We start from the raw sequence: 18,213 nt of genomic DNA, 5'->3' as shown, positions 1-18,213 counted from the left end.
CAGGGTATGCTGAGTTTCTTAAAACGATCGGATGGGATGCAATGGACAGAGTAATGGCGGCAACGGTATTCAACCATATCTGTGATTTGGGCAGCTTAAGCGCCGCCGCGCGAGCGCTGGGGCTTTCCAGACCGATGGTTAGTCGTTACCTCGACGAAATGGAAAAATGGGCGGGGGCAAGGCTTATCCATCGGTCGTCGCGTCGCCTGACGATCACGCCAGCCGGAGAAGAGGCATTAGTGAAAACGCGTTCTCTGGCGCAACTTTCGCTGGATATTGCTGCCGCCAGTGCCGCGCAAATACCTTCCGGTACGCTACGTGTCGCTTGCGCGCACTATACCGCGATGCACATTCTTGCTCCGGTGCTGCCCACTTTTCTGGCGCGGTATCCGCAACTGCGCATTGAGGTTGAGATTAATAATCAACCGGTAAGTCTGGTCGGGGAACGCATCGATGTGGCGATCCGCATTACGGATACCCCCGAGCCTGGGACCATCGCCCGTCGATTGGGGGACTGTGAATCCGTGCTGTGTGCGTCTGTCGATTATCTGCATCAACATGGCACCCCTGAAACGCTCGACGATCTTACGCAGCATAACTGCCTCTATTACAGCGGCTTTGCCGGAAAATCCTGGCACTTTCTCGATGTACAAGGGCAGACGGTTTCTGTTGCGATCAAAGGGAATTTGAGCGCCGGGATCTCTTCGCTGCTCTGTGAGTCGGCGCTGGCGGGTATGGGCATTGCGCTGGTACCGGAGCCGGAAGCGCGAGAAGGGTTGGCGCAGGGAAAGTTAGTTCGGTTACTGCCAGAGCTACAGCCTAAACGCCTGCCAATATACGGGTTGTATCTTTCTCGTGAGCATCAGCCTGCGGGGTTACGCTTGTTGTTAGACGCAATTAGTGAAACAACGCGCGAATTATGTCATTGACTGCGCTCAAAAAACAATCAAACCGCAATTTGTGTTAAACAAAACTTATCCGGGAGTGAGATTATTCTTATGCCCCTTCAAGAGCTAAGCCATTACGAGTGCCGGAGATAAGCGCCGGATGGGGCCGGAACCCTTAAGCCTGCCAGCAAGCAGACTTAAGGGTTTTTTTGTTATTTGCACTGTTCCGCATAATAATGCATTGCTGCTGAGACTGTAAGCGCTTAATTTCTATGTGCCTTTAAAGATGATAATTGGACTGTCTGCCACAATGAAAATAGTTTGTTCTTGACTCTAAAATAAAAGTGTAAGCGAGATGGATGTTATTCCTTTCTAAGTTAAATTCACATTTAATTTTACTGAGTCTGGCATAAACTATCTTTGCATTCAAACCACTTAGTTCAGAGATTTCAGAAAATGAATAACCATGACACAAATGCTCAAGAATAAAAAAATCCTTATTTGTCAGAGGCTTTGAAGCGTAATGATGCTCCAGTTCTGGAATGCTGGCTACAGACCACTTAGTATACGCCTTTGCTTTTTTTAGAATATCCACCCAGTTTAATATTGATTCTGTCGGTGTAATGCATAGTATGCTGAATTTACGCAGAAAATCTGCTGTCTGTTTATTGCATATAGCTATTATTTTCTGCGGTTCATCTAATGTAATCCGCATGTAATTTTTTATTTTATTTAATAGTAAGATTGGATGTGGGTTTTCGATGAGATCGAAAATATGAATGACCTCATCGGGTTGTGAAGTTTCAAATATTTCATCAATGAGGCCCAAAACCCCCTGCCGGGTATAGGCACAGTAAGTATGTATATGAAATCCCATAGTGTTTATCCTTTTTCTTTAGGAATCCATTCAATAAGTATTCCATTTTTAATATCTAGTTGGCCATTATCTCTGTAATGGTTTACGACACGCATTATTGTACTTTTTGAATACTTTGTTCTTTCCTGAAGAAATTTATAAACAGAGATTGATTTTCTAAACTCTGGTGGGAGCATACTAAGAACGGTAATCAGCTCTCCGATTGCCACTTTAACTGATGCGCCATTGAGGTTGGCATCTCTGCGCCATATGGCTTGAGATTTATACTTTTCAACTATCCACAATTGTTTGAATAAATTGAACTTTTCCACTAAATTCAATGCGGTTTCTTTTTTAATCCGATATGCTACTGAATGAGCCCGTATCTCACCATAAAAGTACGCTTCACTTTCAGGATGGTCGGTCCCGCTCATAATATAGGGCGCAAGCGCAGTACAGAATACCAGGTCGTCCATTGTTCTCCTGATATCCATCGCTCCTTCAGTCAGAAAGACGAAGTCAGTATTATTCGGCTTAACGCCTAAAGTACGCTCAATTCCAATTTCGCTTTTTATGATGATACGCGCGGCACCGGATGATAACCATTTGGAGATAATTAACTTCATTTCATCATTTGGCTTCATCATACGCAGGATTCTCATCATAAAAGTGGAATTTTAGTATCAATGTTCAATGAGCACTCACGATGTAAGTATATTCACATGGGGAATACTTTCCTTGCAATATGGGAAAATAATTAATTCCACATTGAAATGGTAACTTAATGAAATTAAATGAAATTATTATGTAATATAAGGTCGTTTTGTGGTTCAAGCATTTGTACTGGTCCGTTTTTTTGATATTTTAATCTTGGTTTTGCGTTTATGTCTGGTTTAATGTTCTACCCTCTATCTATTTTATGAATTATATATCCACAGGGGGCTTATGTGTTCTATTCCTGATTGTGTCATTTGAATCTTCTCTTTATATAAATTTACATAACTAGAGGGGCGAGAGGCAATTCGTTAAGCGAGAAATAATTTATTCCGTTATTAAATCGGGAGTTACGTTGCAATGCGCCGTAATGCCTGCAGAATTTCAAACGTATTACTTATTGACGACGATCCTGTTCGCGACTGCATCGTTATAAACAGGAATGTGCGGTTAGCGGTGGGCTGGGGAATTTCATATATATCAAATGGTTAATATATATCTGGTCTGCCGGTAAAAGAAATGTTAGTTACGGTGTCTGTTATGTATGTCAGGACAAGATAAAAACGAAAACAGGACGACAAGGATAAGGATGTAAAGGAAAGTAATAGATATAAAACAACAGGATATTAAATCTGAACCTATTTGCCGCATTAGAAAGTTTAGGATTTTTCATGCTGGTTGGAAATTGATAGCTTTAATAACCAGGGTATACTCGTGGCGTAAAACTGTGTAACTTGATGTTTCTAAATCATGGGGCTATACATAACTTAGTTATGCCATGAGCTATTACTATTCTCCAGGATCGTTCAAGTAATTACACCTCTTAAGAAAATGAACTTCACTGCAAAACGTAGTGGGGTTTTAGAGATATGGGAATTAAGGAGCGTCGATGTCTTGCTTAAACACCAGGTTATCAAAAGTATCAATAATGATTGGTCTTCTATTCTCAACATCAACTGAGATCGCTAAGGCGCAAACGATAGCCGATAACACATCAACTAATGTGCTTGCAGGCTATTCATCGTCAAGCAGTACTTCTGATACTCCAGAGTTATTTGCTTTGAATGCAGGAACAATTACCTCGCCCGGGGCATTAAATATTGTCACGACCGGAGGTAACTCTGAGGGCGTTCTTGCTCAATCTGGCGGGACGGTTAATCTCAACGGCGTTTCAACTATTACGACTTCTGGCGGCGATTCATCCGGAATTAAAGTGGATGGTACAGGTTCTTCGGTAACAAGCCAGGGGGACCTTAACATCACAGCAAATGGAAGTTCGTATGGAATATATGCCTTAAACGGCGGCAAAGTTAATGTTTCCGCCGGGACGTTAAACGTAACGGCTAACAACGATGCATCTGCCAATGGCCCATATAGCGCAATAGAAGCTAGCGGAAACGGAACCAGTGTAATTGTTAATGCCGGAGGCTTGATTCAGACATCCTCTCTTTTACCTTCTGGTGGAGGAGTCAATTCGTCTGCAGTGAATGCATCAAATGGGGCCAGTATCGAGCTTAATGGCACCGCATCCTCTAAATTAAATATTAAAACGGTTGGCGATACTGCGCATGGTATCTCAATGGATGCTAACGGAGTGGGGACTTCCGTCCATGGAAGCAACTTAGCTATCTCCACATCGGGTGCAAATGCAAATGGGGTATTTGTTGGGGATGATTTTTTACTTAGTGACTCGACCGTAACGACCTCCGGGACAGATGCCGATGGTATTAAGTTCCTCGGCAGCAATAGTGCAGGTGTGATACAAAATTCATCCATTGCGACCAGTGGGGCGACTGCAAACGGTATTTCAGTTATCGCTGGCGGTGATTCACAGCTCAATGGAGTTTCAATCAACACGACAGGCGACGAATCTTTTGGCATCTATGCCACGAGTTCAGGCAACGTTAGCTCACAGGGGCTGTTAAGTGTTAATTCCACCGGAAGTGGTTCTTCAGCGATAGTTGCTCAAGATAATAGTAACGTTGACGTTCGCGATCGGTTCAATATTGTGAGTACTGGCGATGATGCTTCTGCTATATCTGCTACAGACAGCAGTACAATCACATTGTCAGGTACTGGCACCATCGAAAAGAATTCATCATCATCCATCTTCACAACATCTGCGATTTATGCTGCATCCGCAAGCAGTGTCTCAATCCAGGGTACAGATGCCATAAATATCAACACGACAGGTGCAAACATTCATGGCGCCTATGTAGATGGCAGCGGTGATTTGAATAATCCGACAAGCATCTCGCTCACCAATACTAACATTTCAACTGCTGGAGTGGGGGCGCTTGGTGTATACGCGATAAAAGAAGGGGCTACCCTGAACGTTGTTGATAGCAATATAAACACAAAAAATTCATCCGCTGCAGGCGTTATGACGAGGGATGGCGCCATCGCCAATATTAGTAACTCAAATATACTTACCGAGAATCACATTTCAGCGGCGGTACGGGCGGTATCTGGCGGCAAGATTAACGTCACGGATAGTGCGTTAGAGACGAAAGGTAACTATTCGCCAGGTGTTTCTCTTGAGGGTGGGGATGTCGTTCTTACTAATACAACAGTAAATACGACTAATAGCATCCAAAGCCCGGCAATTTTGCAGAATCGCGGCGTGTCGACGCTTTCAATGACTGGCGGTGAATTATCATCTCTTGCCGGTGAGTCTATCTACGCTATAGAAGGCAATGGGACCATCCAGTTAAATGAGGTTAATTCCACCGTTAATAACGGCGTGTTTATTCAAAACACGGGGGCAGCGGCGTTAGAAGTCAATGCCGATGCTAACTCTGTTGTGTCGGGGGATGCAATTAATACCTCATCATCGACGGCTTCGCTTTCGCTTAACAATGGCTCTGTCTGGACAGGTAAAGCTGTTGATATGACAAATCTAAACATTGCCAATGGAAGCCAGTGGAATGTGACGGGCGATTCAAATTCTGCGGCTATTACCTTAAATAGTGCTTTGATTAACTTTCAAAGCAGTGGCGTTAATGATGTTAAGACCATCACGACTAATTCATTCTCCGGAAATAATGGAACGATAACTTTTAATACTGTTCTTAATGAAGGCGACGCTAATACAGTTTCTGACAGAATTGTAGTTAATGGTGATGCTGCCGGTAACCATACGATTAATATCAATCAGATTGGTGGAGCGGGGGCGCTCACTGTAAACGATGGCATTAAACTTGCTTCTATCAGTGGCCAGGATACGAGCTCGGTAACGCTATCAAAACCTGTTGTCGCAGGCGCTTATGAATACCTGGCGTATAACGGCGGCCAATCCGGAAATGGATGGTATTTGCGCTCGACTTTAGAGCCTACCCCAGAACCGACCGAGGAGCCGACGCCGAATCCAACCCCTGAGCCGACGCCAAATCCGACGCCAAACCCAACTCCGGAGCCGACTCCAAATCCGACTCCGGCCCCAACATCGGAACCATCATATAACCCATCAGTACCTGGTTACGTTATCGCCCCGTACTTAAACCGTATGTATGGCTATCAGACCGTTGGTACTTTGCATGAAAGGGTCGGTGAACAGGAAAATATTAAGAAAGAAAGTAATATGCCTCAGGGGGCCTGGGGACGTATTGGCGGCGGTGAAACAAAATCTAATGCAGATCGTTTTAACTATGACGCCGACACCTGGTTTGCTCAGCTTGGCGGCGATCTTTATAACAACTTTGAAGAAGATGGCACCAGAGTACATAGTGGCGTATTTGCTACTTTCGGACAAGTTAGCACGTCTGCTAAAGATTCTGTTCGTGGAATGTATCAAGGCAGATCGACAACGACAGGTAAGATCAATTCCAAAGGTTACGGTGTAGGGGCTTATTACACCTCATATTTTTCAAATGACGTATATGTAGATACTGTGGCTCAGTATACTCACTATCGTAATGAATATAATAGTATTTACGGTAATGATGCCACTCAAGATGGTGATGGCATAACTCTATCCGTAGAGGCAGGTAAGCCATTCAAATATGCCAATGGGTTATATCTGGAACCTCAAGTTCAACTTATGTATCAATACCTTCACTTAGATGCGACAAACGATGGCGTTGCCTACGTTAAATCAACGTCTGATAACTCGGGCCTTGCTCGTATCGGAGGACGTCTGGGTTATGATAGTGTTAAAACATCTAAAGCACATCCATATTTAACTGCAAATGTCCTGACTAATATTGGTCGTTCGCCAGATGTAACGGTGAGCTCGGTGAAATTTAATCAAGATTATTCAGATCAATGGTATGAAGTGGGCGGTGGTTTTACCGGTGATATTACCAAAAATGCTTCACTATATGCAGATATGAAATATCAGCATGATTTTGAAGGTAATATGCATGGTTTTGCTGGCAACCTGGGAATTCGGGTTAACTGGTAATAGTTAAAGGGCGGTAAGTTTATGCTTACCGCTTTTTTATTAACGTAAGTAATATGCCTGTAAATCAATACGTTTTGTAATATGCAAATATTAAGTCCCTGATTATACAATAATTGCAGATTTTATTCAGATTTTAAAAGCAATCCCTTAAATAGGTATTACCTATACATCTTTTGGCGTTTGACCTGCATGAACGATTGGATTTTCATAATCCATTATTAATCAATGCATTGAACAAAACAATCCATCTCTGATAACCCGCGCTGCAGGGTCTATGCTTATTAAAAGTAGCCAAAAAATGGCGATTAACCCGAATGCCCCTGCTGTTGAGGGGTTGAAGTGATAATCATTATCACTAACATGGTGTTATAGCTTGAAAGCTAATGACTCGAGGTAACCCTATGGAATTGCATTCAGGAACATTTAACCCGGACGATTTCGCATGGCGCGGTTTGACGTTAACACCGGCAGCTGCGGCGCACATCCGCGAACTGGTGGCAAAACAACCCGGTATGTTGGGCGTGCGTTTAGGTGTGAAACAAACCGGATGCGCGGGATTCGGCTACGTGCTGGACACCGTCCGTGAGCCGGAAAAAGACGATCTGCTGTATGAATCGGATGGCGCCAGACTTTATGTGCCGTTACAGGCGATGCCGTTTATCGACGGGACGGAAGTCGATTTCGTACGCGAAGGATTAAATCAGTTATTTAAATTTCATAACCCGAAAGCCCAGAACGAATGCGGCTGTGGCGAAAGTTTTGGGGTATAGGCGGTACTATGTCTCGTAATACTGAAGCAACTGATGATGTCAACACCTGGGCTGGCGGGCACCTCAATTATAAAGAGGGCTTCTTCACCCAACTGCAAACCGATGAGCTGGCAAAAGGGATCAATGAAGACGTTGTGCGCGCGATTTCGGCAAAACGTAATGAACCCGACTGGATGCTGGAGTTTCGCCTGAATGCCTTTAACGCATGGCTCACCATGGAAGAGCCGCACTGGCTCAAAGCGCACTACGACAAGCTGAATTATCAGGATTACAGCTATTACTCTGCGCCGTCCTGCGGCAATTGTGATGAAACCTGTGCTTCTGAACCGGGGGCTGTTCAGCAAACAGGGGCGAATGCCTTTTTAAGCAAAGAGGTAGAAGACGCCTTTGCACAGCTAGGGGTGCCGGTTCGTGAAGGAAAAGAGGTGGCGGTTGATGCTATTTTCGACTCGGTGTCGGTGGCGACAACCTATCGCGACAAGCTGGCAGAGCAGGGCATTATTTTCTGTTCGTTCGGTGAGGCGATTCATGACCATCCCGAGCTGGTGAAACAGTATCTGGGAACCGTCGTTCCGGGTAATGATAATTTCTTCGCCGCGCTGAATGCCGCAGTGGCATCTGATGGCACCTTTATTTATGTGCCGAAAGGCGTGCGTTGTCCCATGGAACTCTCGACCTACTTCCGGATTAATGCCGAAAAGACCGGGCAGTTTGAACGCACTATTCTGATTGCGGATGAGGGCAGCTACGTCAGTTATATCGAAGGTTGTTCAGCTCCGGTACGCGACAGCTACCAGCTACATGCGGCGGTGGTGGAAGTTATCATCCATAAAGATGCTGAAGTGAAATACTCGACGGTGCAAAACTGGTTCCCCGGTGATGGTAATACCGGCGGCATTTTGAACTTCGTCACCAAGCGCGCGCTGTGCGAAGGCGAAAACAGCAAAATGTCGTGGACGCAGTCGGAAACCGGCTCGGCCATTACCTGGAAATACCCAAGCTGCATTCTGCGTGGCGATAACTCTATCGGTGAATTCTACTCCGTCGCGCTGACCAGCGGTCACCAGCAGGCCGATACCGGCACCAAGATGATCCACATTGGCAAGAACACCAAATCGACCATCATCTCGAAAGGGATCTCCGCCGGTCAGAGTCAGAACAGCTATCGCGGCCTGGTAAAAATCATGCCGACCGCCACCAACGCGCGTAACTATACCCAATGCGACTCCATGTTGATCGGGGCGGACTGCGGGGCGCATACCTTCCCGTATGTCGAGTGTCGAAACAACAGCGCCCAGCTTGAGCACGAAGCCACGACGTCACGCATCGGTGAAGACCAGCTGTTTTACTGTCTGCAACGCGGCATCAGCGAAGAGGATGCCATTTCGATGATCGTCAACGGTTTCTGTAAAGACGTGTTCTCTGAACTGCCGCTGGAATTTGCGGTGGAAGCGCAAAAACTTCTCGCCATAAGTCTTGAACACAGCGTCGGTTAAAATTTAAGGAAAGCACATGTTAAGCATTAAAGATTTACAGGTCAGTGTCGAAGATAAGGCGATTCTGCGTGGGCTCAGCCTTGAGATTCGTCCCGGAGAAGTCCATGCCATTATGGGGCCGAACGGTTCCGGGAAAAGTACGCTGTCCGCCACGCTCGCCGGACGTGAAGACTACGAAGTCACTGGCGGGACGGTTGAATTTAACGGTAAGGATTTACTGGAACTGTCGCCGGAAGACCGGGCCGGCGAAGGGATCTTTATGGCATTTCAGTATCCGGTAGAAATTCCCGGCGTCAGTAATCAGTTTTTCCTCCAAACGGCGCTGAATGCGGTGCGCAGTTATCGTGGGGAGGAGTCGCTGGACAGGTTCGACTTCCAGGATCTGATGGAAGAAAAAATCGCGCTGCTGAAGATGCCGGAAGACTTACTGACGCGTTCGGTAAACGTCGGTTTCTCTGGCGGTGAGAAAAAGCGGAATGACATTCTGCAAATGGCGGTGCTGGAGCCTCAGTTGTGCATTCTCGATGAGTCAGACTCCGGGCTGGATATCGATGCGCTGAAAATCGTCGCCGATGGCGTGAACTCGCTGCGCGACGGGAAACGCTCATTCATTATCGTCACTCACTATCAGCGCATCCTGGACTATATCAAACCCGATTATGTTCACGTTCTCTACCAGGGGCGAATTGTGAAGTCCGGCGATTTCACGCTGGTCAAACAACTGGAGGAGCAAGGATATGGCTGGCTTAGCGAACAGCAGTAACGTGCTGCAACAGTGGCACCATCTGTTTGAGACCCAAGGGGAGACCCGTTCGCACTATGCGCAACAGCATCTGCAACAGCTACTGCGTCTGGGGCTGCCAACGCGTAAGCATGAGGACTGGAAATACACGCCGCTGGAGGGATTAACCAACAGCCGGTTCGTCAGCAATATCTCCGCGCTAACGCCAGCCCAGTTTGAGGCGCTGGCACCAGCGATTGATGCGGTACGATTGGTGTTTGTCGATGGCAAATTTTGTCCAACGCTCAGCGACAGCGTGGAAGGTAGCGGATTTGATATTACCGTTAATGATGAGCGTCAGACGCTGCCTGCAGCTATCCAGCCGGAAGTATTTCTGCATCTGACCGAAAGCCTGTCCCGCAGCGTAACGCACATTTTGGTCAAGCGTAACCAGCGACCAGCGAAACCGCTGCTGCTGCTACACATTACCCAGGGAGCGACGGGCGATGCGGTGAACACGGCGCACTATCGTCACCATCTGGATCTGGCGGAAGGCGCAGAAGCCACCGTTATTGAGCATTATGTCAGTCTCAGCGAGCTTCGCCATTTTACCGGGGCGCGCTTAACGATGAACGTCGCGGCCAATGCACATTTGCACCACATTAAACTGGCGTTTGAGAATTCGCTCAGCCACCACTTTGCCCATAATGATATTCAGTTGAGTACAGATGCCTCGGCAGTCAGCCAAAGTTTCTTGCTGGGTGATGCCGTGTTACGCCATAACACCAGTACCCAGCTCAACGGCGAAAATACTACGCTGCGCCTTAACAGCCTGGCGATGCCGGTGAAAAACGAAGTTTGTGACACCCGAACCTGGCTTGCGCACAACAAGGGCTATTGCAACAGCCGCCAGTTGCATAAAACGATTGTCAGCGATAAGGGGCGGGCGGTGTTCAATGGCCTGATCAACGTCGCTCAACACGCCATTAAAACCGACGGTCAGATGACCAATAACAATTTACTGCTCGGAAAACTGGCGGAAGTGGACACCAAGCCTCAGCTCGAAATTTATGCCGACGACGTGAAATGCAGTCACGGGGCGACGGTAGGGCGGATTGACGACGAGCAGATGTTCTATCTGCGTTCGCGCGGGATCGGTCAGCAGGATGCTCAACAGATGATTCTCTATGCGTTTGCCGCTGAGCTGACGGAAGCCTTGCGCGATGAAACGCTTAAACAACTGGTACTGGCGCGGATCGCTCACCGCCTGCCGGGAGGCGTAGCATGACATTTCCCATTGAAAAAGTGCGGGCTGATTTTCCGGTCCTGACGCGTGAAGTGAACGGTTTACCGCTGGCGTATCTGGACAGCGCCGCCAGCGCGCAAAAGCCTAATCAGGTGATCGATGCCGAAGCCGAGTTTTACCGTCACGGCTATGCGGCGGTTCACCGTGGTATCCATACGCTGAGCGCGCAGGCCACGGAAAAAATGGAGAATGTGCGCAAGCTCGCCTCGCTGTTTATTAACGCTCGTTCCGCTGAAGAGCTGGTGTTCGTTCGCGGTACCACGGAAGGCATTAACCTGGTGGCGAACAGTTGGGGCAACAGCAATGTCAGGACTGGCGATAACATCATCATCAGCGAAATGGAGCACCATGCCAACATTGTTCCCTGGCAAATGCTATGCGCCCGCGTGGGCGCAGAACTGCGGGTTATTCCGCTCAATGCCGACGGCACATTGCAACTGGAAGCGTTGCCAGCGCTGTTCGATGAGCATACGCAACTGCTGGCAATTACCCATGTTTCAAACGTACTGGGCACCGAAAACCCGCTAAGTGAGATGATTGCGCTGGCGCATCAATACGGCGCAAAAGTACTGGTGGATGGCGCACAGGCGGTTATGCATCATCAAGTGGATGTGCAGGCGTTAGATTGCGATTTTTATGTTTTCTCCGGACACAAGCTCTACGGGCCAACCGGTATTGGCGTGCTGTATGCGAGAGAGGCGCTGCTGCAGGAAATGCCGCCATGGGAAGGCGGCGGTTCGATGATTGCGACCGTGAGCCTGAGCCAGGGGACGACGTGGGCCAAAGCGCCGTGGCGTTTTGAAGCCGGTACGCCTAACACAGGAGGAATTATCGGGCTTGGCGCGGCTATTGAGTATGTTTCAGCGCTGGGGCTGACTGAAATTAGCGAATATGAACAATTCCTGATGCGCTATGCGTTGGAACAGCTGGCGGACGTGCCGGATTTGACGCTTTACGGACCGGATAACCGCCTGGGGGTGATTGCCTTTAACCTCGGCAAACATCACGCCTATGACGTCGGGAGTTTTCTCGATAACTATGGGATCGCCGTGCGGACGGGGCATCACTGCGCAATGCCGCTGATGGCCTACTATCACGTTCCCGCCATGTGTCGGGCGTCGATTGCCATGTACAACACCCATGAAGAAGTGGATCGCCTGGTGACAGGTCTCAAGCGTATTCATCACTTACTGGGATAACAGGGAGGCGTTATGGCTGCGCTACCGGATAAAGAAAAATTGTTGCGTAATTTTCTGCGTTGCGCTAATTGGGAAGAGAAATACCTGTACATCATTGAACTGGGTCAGCGTTTGCCGGAATTAAACGCCGACGATCGCTGCCCCGAAAATAGCATTCAGGGATGTCAAAGTCAGGTATGGATTGTTATGCGTCAGAATGCTGAAGGGATTATTGAATTTCAGGGCGACAGCGATGCGGCAATTGTGAAAGGGCTTATCGCCGTGGTCTTCATTCTGTACGACCGCATGACGGCCCAGGATATTGTGAATTTTGATGTGCGTCCGTGGTTTGAAAAAATGGCGCTCGCACAGCATCTCACACCGTCTCGTTCACAGGGGCTGGAGGCAATGATTCGGGCTATCCGCGCCAAAGCCGCAACTCTTAGCTAAACTGATAAAACACGTCAACTTTCAGACCGACTTGAAATCGATCGTGTAAGGCAACGCAGTGACTCGTAAGCCGGATCTGGCGCTCGCCGTCGTCCGGCAGGAACGCCAGGGGGGTGAGTGAGTATGAAACGCGCGTCTGTTATTACCTTAATGCTAATCGGCGCTTACAGCGCTATTCAGGCCGCATGGGCGGTCGATTATCCGTTGCCCCAGGCAAACAGTCGTCTTGTTGGGCAAAATCAAACTTATACCGTGCAGGAAGGGGATAAAAACCTACAGGCGATTGCCCGTAAGTTTGATACCGCCGCAATGCTGATCCTCGAAGCCAATAATACTATTGCCCCTGTTCCCAAACCCGGAACCCTGATTACTATTCCCTCGCAATTACTGCTGCCTGATGCGCCACGCGAAGGCATTATTGTGAATCTGGCGGAGCTACGTCTGTATTACTACCCGCCGGGAGAGAATATCGTTCAGGTATTCCCGATTGGTATCGGTTTGCAGGGGCTGGAAACCCCGGTGATGGAAACCCGGGTGGGGCAGAAAATACCGAATCCTACCTGGACCCCTACAGCAGGCATCCGTAAACGCTCTCTGGAACGTGGCATAACATTGCCTCCGGTAGTGCCCGCCGGGCCAAATAACCCGTTAGGACGCTTTGCACTGCGTCTGGCGCATGGAAACGGTGAATACCTGATCCATGGCACCAGCGCGCCGGACAGTGTCGGTCTGCGCGTGAGCTCCGGGTGTATTCGCATGAACGCGCCGGACATCAAGGCATTGTTTGCTCAAGTCCGAACAGGAACGCCGGTCAGGGTGATTAATGAGCCGATCAAATATTCGATTGAGCCGAACGGCATGCGGTATGTCGAGGTGCATCGCCCACTGTCGCCGGAAGAGGAACAAAACGTTCAGACCATGCCGTATGTGCTCCCAGCCGGTTTTACTCAGTTCAAAGACAATAAAGCCGTTGATAACAGCCTGGTGGAGCGCGCGTTGTATCGCCGTGCGGGTTATCCGGTCACAGTGACGGCCAGCCAGGCCTCGGTCGTTAGCAATGGTGCGGAAGTGAAGTCTGCGCGAAATGGGGTACCGGGAGAGAATGCAGAGGTGCGCGCTACGCAATAACAGGGAACGAGAAATTCAGGGCAAAAAAATGGCGCACAATGTGCGCCATTTTTATTACACAGATACTATTACTTGCGGTATTTAGTAGCTGCGTTGTCCAGACGCTGGTTAGCGCGAGCTGCGTCGTCTTTAGCAGCCTGAACGTCGGAACGCATTGCGTTCACGTCGTTGCTCAGCTGGTCAACTTTAGCGTTCAGAGTCTGAACGTCAGAAGACAGCTGATCGATTTTAGCGTTGCTGGAGCAACCTGCCAGCAGAGTAGAACCCAGGATTACCGCGCCCAGTACCAGTTTAGTACGATTCATTATTAATACCCTCTAGATTGAGTTAATCTCCATGTAGCGTTACAAGTATTACACAAAGTTTTTTATGTTGAGAATATTTTTTTGATGGGAATGCACTTATTTTTGATCGTTCGCTCAAAGAAGCATCGAATTGTGCAAAAACGGCTAAAAAACCGAGTGAAAACAGAAAGCTTCCATCGGATTCATCTTAGATAATCACGGATTAGATAGTGAAATCCGATTTGATTTTTTATTAATTGTGGCTATCGATAAAATAAAAAAAGCGCCACGAGGGCGCTTTTATAAGCAAATTAATTCGCGGCGGAATTATTACAGTACGTGAACGGATGCGGTGTTGGTCGTGCCGCTTGGAACCAGGGCGCCAGAAACCATAACCACAACGTCACCTTTCTGCGCCAGACCGCTCTCCAGAGCAACTTCTTTGCCCAGACGGTAGAAATCATCGGTGGAGCTGATTTCTTTAACAACCTGTGCCACAACGCCTTTGCTCAGTACCAGCTGACGCGCGGTAGTTTCGTTAGTCGTCAGCGCCAGGATGGTGGCATCCGGGAAGTATTTACGCACTGCGCGAGCAGATTTACCGCCCTGGGTTGCAACGACGATCAGCGGAGCGTCCAGTTTTTCCGCAGTTTCAACCGCGCCACGGCAAACGGCTTCGGTGATGCGCAGTTTGCGGCTGTCGTTGTTGAAGTCCAGACGGCTGGTCATCACGCGGTCGGTACGTTCGCAAATGGTCGCCATGATGGTCACGGCTTCCAGCGGGTATTTACCTTTCGCGGATTCGCCAGACAGCATGACTGCGTCGGTGCCGTCGAGGATTGCGTTCGCGACGTCGCCGGCTTCAGCGCGGGTCGGACGCGGGTTTTTGATCATGGAGTCCAGCATCTGGGTCGCAGTGATAACGACTTTGCGCGCGCGGATACATTTCTCGATGATCATCTTCTGCGCGAAGATAACTTCTTCAACCGGGATCTCAACGCCCATGTCGCCACGAGCAACCATGATACCGTCAGACGCTTCGAGGATTTCGTCGAAGTTGTTCAGGCCTTCCTGGTTTTCGATTTTGGAGATGATCTGGATGTTTTCGCCGCCGTGCGCCTTCAGGTGCTCGCGGATTTCAACCACGTCAGAACGTTTACGGATAAAGGATGCCGCAACGAAGTCAACGCCCTGTTCGCAACCGAAGATCAGGTCCTGTTTGTCTTTCTCAGCCAGTGCTGGCAGCGCGATAGAAACGCCTGGCAGGTTAACGCCTTTGTTTTCGCCCAGGTCGCCGTTGTTCAGCACTTTACAGATAACTTTGTTACCTTCGATCGCGGTAACTTCCATGCCGATCAGGCCATCGTCAACCAGTACGGTGTTGCCGACAGACAGATCTTTAGTGAAGCCTTCGTAAGTCACAGCAACGATTTCGCTGTTGCCGACAACAGATTTGTCGGTGGTGAAGGTGAAGGTCTGGCCTGCTTTCAGAGAAACGTCGTTACCGCCTTCCAGCTTAATGGTACGGATTTCCGGACCTTTGGTATCCAGCAGGATAGCGGCTTTCTTACCGGTTTTGCTCATCACGTTGCGCAAATTTTTGATGCGCTGACCGTGTTCTGCGTAATCGCCATGAGAGAAGTTAAGACGCATGACGTTCATGCCCGCGTCCAGCATTTTGGTTAACATCTCTTCGGATTCGGTTTTCGGACCGATGGTGCAAACAATTTTCGTCTTTTTCATGACAGTCTTAGTCTTTAAGTTGAGAAGGATTGGGAAATCTGGCTCCCATCGCGCACGGATGGGAAGCTAAACCTGAGTTACGAAAGTGGTGATGTCTCGCTCTAAGGATAGGTGACATCGAAAGAGCGTGCAGAGGAATGTGTGCTTGCGTTTCAGCCCAACGGGAAGGTGAGTTTTGTAGTCGTTGAGTTTTACAGGTCAATGTGCTGAAACCATTCAAGAGACAATTGGCGCGCATTATACGCTGAATTTTATCTAAAAGGAAAATGGAAACGCTGTTTCAAAACAGTTCTGTGCGGTTTTACAAAAAATATTCATTAATTTGTTCATCGGTATGGATAAAGGCGTTGGGCTCAGCGACAGTTTGTTGCGCAACAACCCGCCCTGGCTAGCCAAATAAACAGATTTAGGCGGGCGTTTTCAATGGATAGATCATATTCCTAAAAATTATATCAAATTCGTTTTAATTCATTCTAAAAGCCAATTTCACTCATTACACTCGTTTGGACATCCATACTGCTAAACAGCTAAAAGCGCTAGCAGGATTACAAAAAGCAGCAGCGGATACCCAAACGACATGATTGTCCTGAAAAATATTTCAAAAGTGTTTACGCCAGGCAGGCTATCCATTACCGCTGTCGATAACGTCAACCTGACGGTTGAGCAGGGACAGATTTACGGAATTATTGGTTACAGCGGGGCGGGTAAGAGCACCTTAATTCGCTTGCTTAATGGTCTGGAAAAACCGACCTCCGGCAGCGTGACGATTAACGGCCATGATATCTCTGCCGCCCGCGGAGAATCTCTGCGTCAGGCGCGACTGAAAATCAGCATGGTGTTCCAGCACTTCAACTTACTGTGGTCGCGCACGGTTAGCGAAAATATTGCTTTCTCTATGCAAATCGCGGGTGCGCCAAAGGCGTCCATCAAAGCGCGGGTTGCCGAACTGATTACGCTGGTTGGGTTAAGTGGTCGCGAGAATGCTTATCCGTCCCAGCTCAGCGGCGGGCAAAAACAACGGGTGGGAATTGCCCGCGCGCTGGCGAACAATCCTGACGTACTGCTGTGCGACGAAGCCACCTCGGCGTTAGATCCGCAAACTACCGATCAGATCCTTGATTTACTGCTCGATATTAACCGTCGCTTCAAATTAACCATTGTGTTGATCACCCATGAAATGCATGTGGTGCGCAAAATTTGCGACCGCGTGGCGGTGATGGAAAACGGTAAAGTCGTTGAAGAAGGCGACGTGCTCAGCGTCTTTACCCATCCGCAGCAGCCGATCACCCGACAATTCGTGCGTCAGGTGAGCCAGTACGCCGAAGAAGATGAGTTCAACCCACAGCTGGCACGCGAACTGGGCGGCGTGGTGATCAAGCTAACGTTTACCGGGCAACGCACCCACCGTCCCGTCGTTGGAGAATTGACCCTGCGCTACGGCCTGCCGTTTAACATTTTGCACGGCAAGATGACGCAAACCGCGCACGGGGTGTTTGGTCAGCTATGGGTGCACGTTGTGGCTACCGAGGAGCAACTGAGCAATATTCTGGCCGATCTGCGCGATAGCGACATTGAAGGTGAGGTGATTCAACATGGCTGAAGAACTGTTCCCCCATCTGAAATGGGATCAATTATTAGCAGCAACCCAGGAAACGCTCTATATGACCGCGCTTTCTGGCGTGGCGACCTTTGTTCTTGGGGTCGCCCTTGGCCTGGCGCTGTTTCTGACGGCGCGTGGCGGACTGTTCCACAATCGCGCCGTGTATAGTGCGATTTCGCTGGTGGTGAATATCTTCCGTTCGATCCCCTTCATCATTTTGATCGTGCTGCTGATCCCATTTACCAAAGCGATGGTTGGCACCATTCTCGGCGCCAATGCCGCGCTGCCTGCGTTAATTGTGGGAGCCGCGCCGTTTTATGCGCGTCTGGTCGAAATTGCCCTGCGTGAAGTGGATAAAGGCGTTATTGAAGCGACACGTTCGATGGGCGCGCGTCTGAGTACGCTTATTTTTCGGGTTTTACTGCCGGAATCTTCTCCCGCTCTGGTGTCCGGGATCACCGTGACGCTGATTGCGCTGGTCAGCTACAGCGCGATGGCGGGAGTCATTGGTGCCGGGGGTTTAGGGAATCTGGCCTATCTGGAAGGATTCCAGCGCAACCACAGCGACGTCACGCTGGTGGCGACGGTGACGATTCTGCTCATCGTCTTCATCATCCAGCTTTGCGGCGATGTGATCACCTCTCTGTTAGATAAACGCTAATAAAATACGGAAACCAT

The 18,213-nt window shown here is 48.7% G+C and carries 16 protein-coding genes; 11 read left to right on the top strand and 5 right to left on the bottom strand.

The window, feature by feature from the left end; genetic code table 11:
- Positions 1 to 41 precede the first annotated feature (41 nt).
- On the top strand, positions 42 to 929 hold the full coding sequence (locus tag ICA20_RS13920; protein WP_038640250.1) for a LysR family transcriptional regulator: 888 nt from the start codon (positions 42 to 44) through the stop codon (positions 927 to 929).
- A 238-nt stretch (positions 930 to 1,167) separates the two neighbouring features.
- Here ICA20_RS13920 and ICA20_RS13915 read toward each other — a convergent pair whose 3' ends face one another.
- Together ICA20_RS13915 and ICA20_RS13910 are read right to left on the bottom strand one after the other, a co-directional pair.
- The gene (locus tag ICA20_RS13915; protein ID WP_038640252.1) at positions 1,168 to 1,764 is read right to left on the bottom strand and encodes a hypothetical protein; all 597 of its coding nucleotides are present in this window, start codon (positions 1,762 to 1,764) and stop codon (positions 1,168 to 1,170) included.
- Positions 1,765 to 1,769: 5 nt separating this feature from the next.
- Positions 1,770 to 2,390 carry a helix-turn-helix domain-containing protein gene (locus ICA20_RS13910; RefSeq protein WP_038640254.1) on the bottom strand — a complete coding sequence of 207 codons (621 nt, stop codon included), beginning with the start codon at positions 2,388 to 2,390 and terminating at the stop codon, positions 1,770 to 1,772.
- A 956-nt stretch (positions 2,391 to 3,346) separates the two neighbouring features.
- On the opposite strand from ICA20_RS13910, the gene ICA20_RS13905 reads away from it, so the two are divergent.
- From ICA20_RS13905 to ICA20_RS13870, 8 genes are all read left to right on the top strand, one after another.
- Complete coding sequence (locus ICA20_RS13905) at positions 3,347 to 6,859, top strand: autotransporter outer membrane beta-barrel domain-containing protein (protein ID WP_080700406.1); 3,513 nt, start codon at positions 3,347 to 3,349, stop codon at positions 6,857 to 6,859.
- A gap of 401 nt (positions 6,860 to 7,260) precedes the next feature.
- On the top strand, positions 7,261 to 7,629 hold the full coding sequence (gene sufA / locus ICA20_RS13900; RefSeq protein ID WP_038640259.1) for a Fe-S cluster assembly scaffold SufA: 369 nt from the start codon (positions 7,261 to 7,263) through the stop codon (positions 7,627 to 7,629).
- An 8-nt stretch (positions 7,630 to 7,637) separates the two neighbouring features.
- Entirely contained in the window at positions 7,638 to 9,125 is a 1,488-nt protein-coding gene (gene sufB / locus ICA20_RS13895; protein WP_038640262.1) for a Fe-S cluster assembly protein SufB, read from the top strand.
- Between the two features lie 16 nt (positions 9,126 to 9,141).
- The gene (sufC, locus tag ICA20_RS13890; RefSeq protein WP_038640264.1) at positions 9,142 to 9,888 is read left to right on the top strand and encodes a Fe-S cluster assembly ATPase SufC; all 747 of its coding nucleotides are present in this window, start codon (positions 9,142 to 9,144) and stop codon (positions 9,886 to 9,888) included.
- Positions 9,863 to 11,134 (top strand): Fe-S cluster assembly protein SufD, encoded by a 1,272-nt coding sequence (sufD, locus tag ICA20_RS13885; protein WP_038640265.1) that lies wholly within the window; start codon positions 9,863 to 9,865, stop codon positions 11,132 to 11,134. Before sufC ends, sufD begins: the two co-directional genes overlap by 26 nt.
- Positions 11,131 to 12,351, top strand: coding sequence for a cysteine desulfurase SufS (sufS, locus tag ICA20_RS13880; RefSeq protein ID WP_038640267.1), 1,221 nt, complete (start codon positions 11,131 to 11,133; stop codon positions 12,349 to 12,351). The genes sufD and sufS overlap by 4 nt, the downstream gene beginning before the upstream one ends.
- Before the next feature lie 12 nt (positions 12,352 to 12,363).
- Positions 12,364 to 12,780 carry a cysteine desulfuration protein SufE gene (sufE, locus tag ICA20_RS13875; protein ID WP_038640268.1) on the top strand — a complete coding sequence of 139 codons (417 nt, stop codon included), beginning with the start codon at positions 12,364 to 12,366 and terminating at the stop codon, positions 12,778 to 12,780.
- Between the two features lie 123 nt (positions 12,781 to 12,903).
- On the top strand, positions 12,904 to 13,908 hold the full coding sequence (locus ICA20_RS13870) for a L,D-transpeptidase family protein (protein WP_038640270.1): 1,005 nt from the start codon (positions 12,904 to 12,906) through the stop codon (positions 13,906 to 13,908).
- A 68-nt stretch (positions 13,909 to 13,976) separates the two neighbouring features.
- Here the strand turns inward: ICA20_RS13870 and lpp are convergent, their stop codons facing one another.
- From lpp to ICA20_RS13855, 3 genes are all read right to left on the bottom strand, one after another.
- Positions 13,977 to 14,213 (bottom strand): murein lipoprotein Lpp, encoded by a 237-nt coding sequence (gene lpp, locus ICA20_RS13865; RefSeq protein ID WP_003029373.1) that lies wholly within the window; start codon positions 14,211 to 14,213, stop codon positions 13,977 to 13,979.
- A 309-nt stretch (positions 14,214 to 14,522) separates the two neighbouring features.
- Positions 14,523 to 15,935, bottom strand: a complete 1,413-nt coding sequence (gene pykF, locus ICA20_RS13860) for a pyruvate kinase PykF (protein ID WP_006684766.1) — start codon at positions 15,933 to 15,935, stop codon at positions 14,523 to 14,525.
- A gap of 7 nt (positions 15,936 to 15,942) precedes the next feature.
- A complete protein-coding gene (locus ICA20_RS13855; protein ID WP_247672768.1) occupies positions 15,943 to 16,137 on the bottom strand; it encodes a hypothetical protein in 195 nt (64 codons plus the stop codon).
- Positions 16,138 to 16,512: 375 nt separating this feature from the next.
- Between ICA20_RS13855 and ICA20_RS13850 the strand changes: the two genes are divergently transcribed.
- Both ICA20_RS13850 and ICA20_RS13845 read left to right on the top strand, forming a co-directional pair.
- A complete protein-coding gene (locus ICA20_RS13850; RefSeq protein WP_038640275.1) occupies positions 16,513 to 17,535 on the top strand; it encodes an ATP-binding cassette domain-containing protein in 1,023 nt (340 codons plus the stop codon).
- Positions 17,528 to 18,196 (top strand): methionine ABC transporter permease, encoded by a 669-nt coding sequence (locus ICA20_RS13845; RefSeq protein ID WP_038640276.1) that lies wholly within the window; start codon positions 17,528 to 17,530, stop codon positions 18,194 to 18,196. Before ICA20_RS13850 ends, ICA20_RS13845 begins: the two co-directional genes overlap by 8 nt.
- The last annotated feature ends 17 nt before the right edge of the window (positions 18,197 to 18,213 follow it).

The organism is Citrobacter sp. C5_2 (assembly GCF_014596845.2).
GTDB classification, from domain to species: domain Bacteria; phylum Pseudomonadota; class Gammaproteobacteria; order Enterobacterales; family Enterobacteriaceae; genus Citrobacter; species Citrobacter werkmanii.
This window is presented reverse-complemented; position numbering and strand designations above follow the sequence as displayed.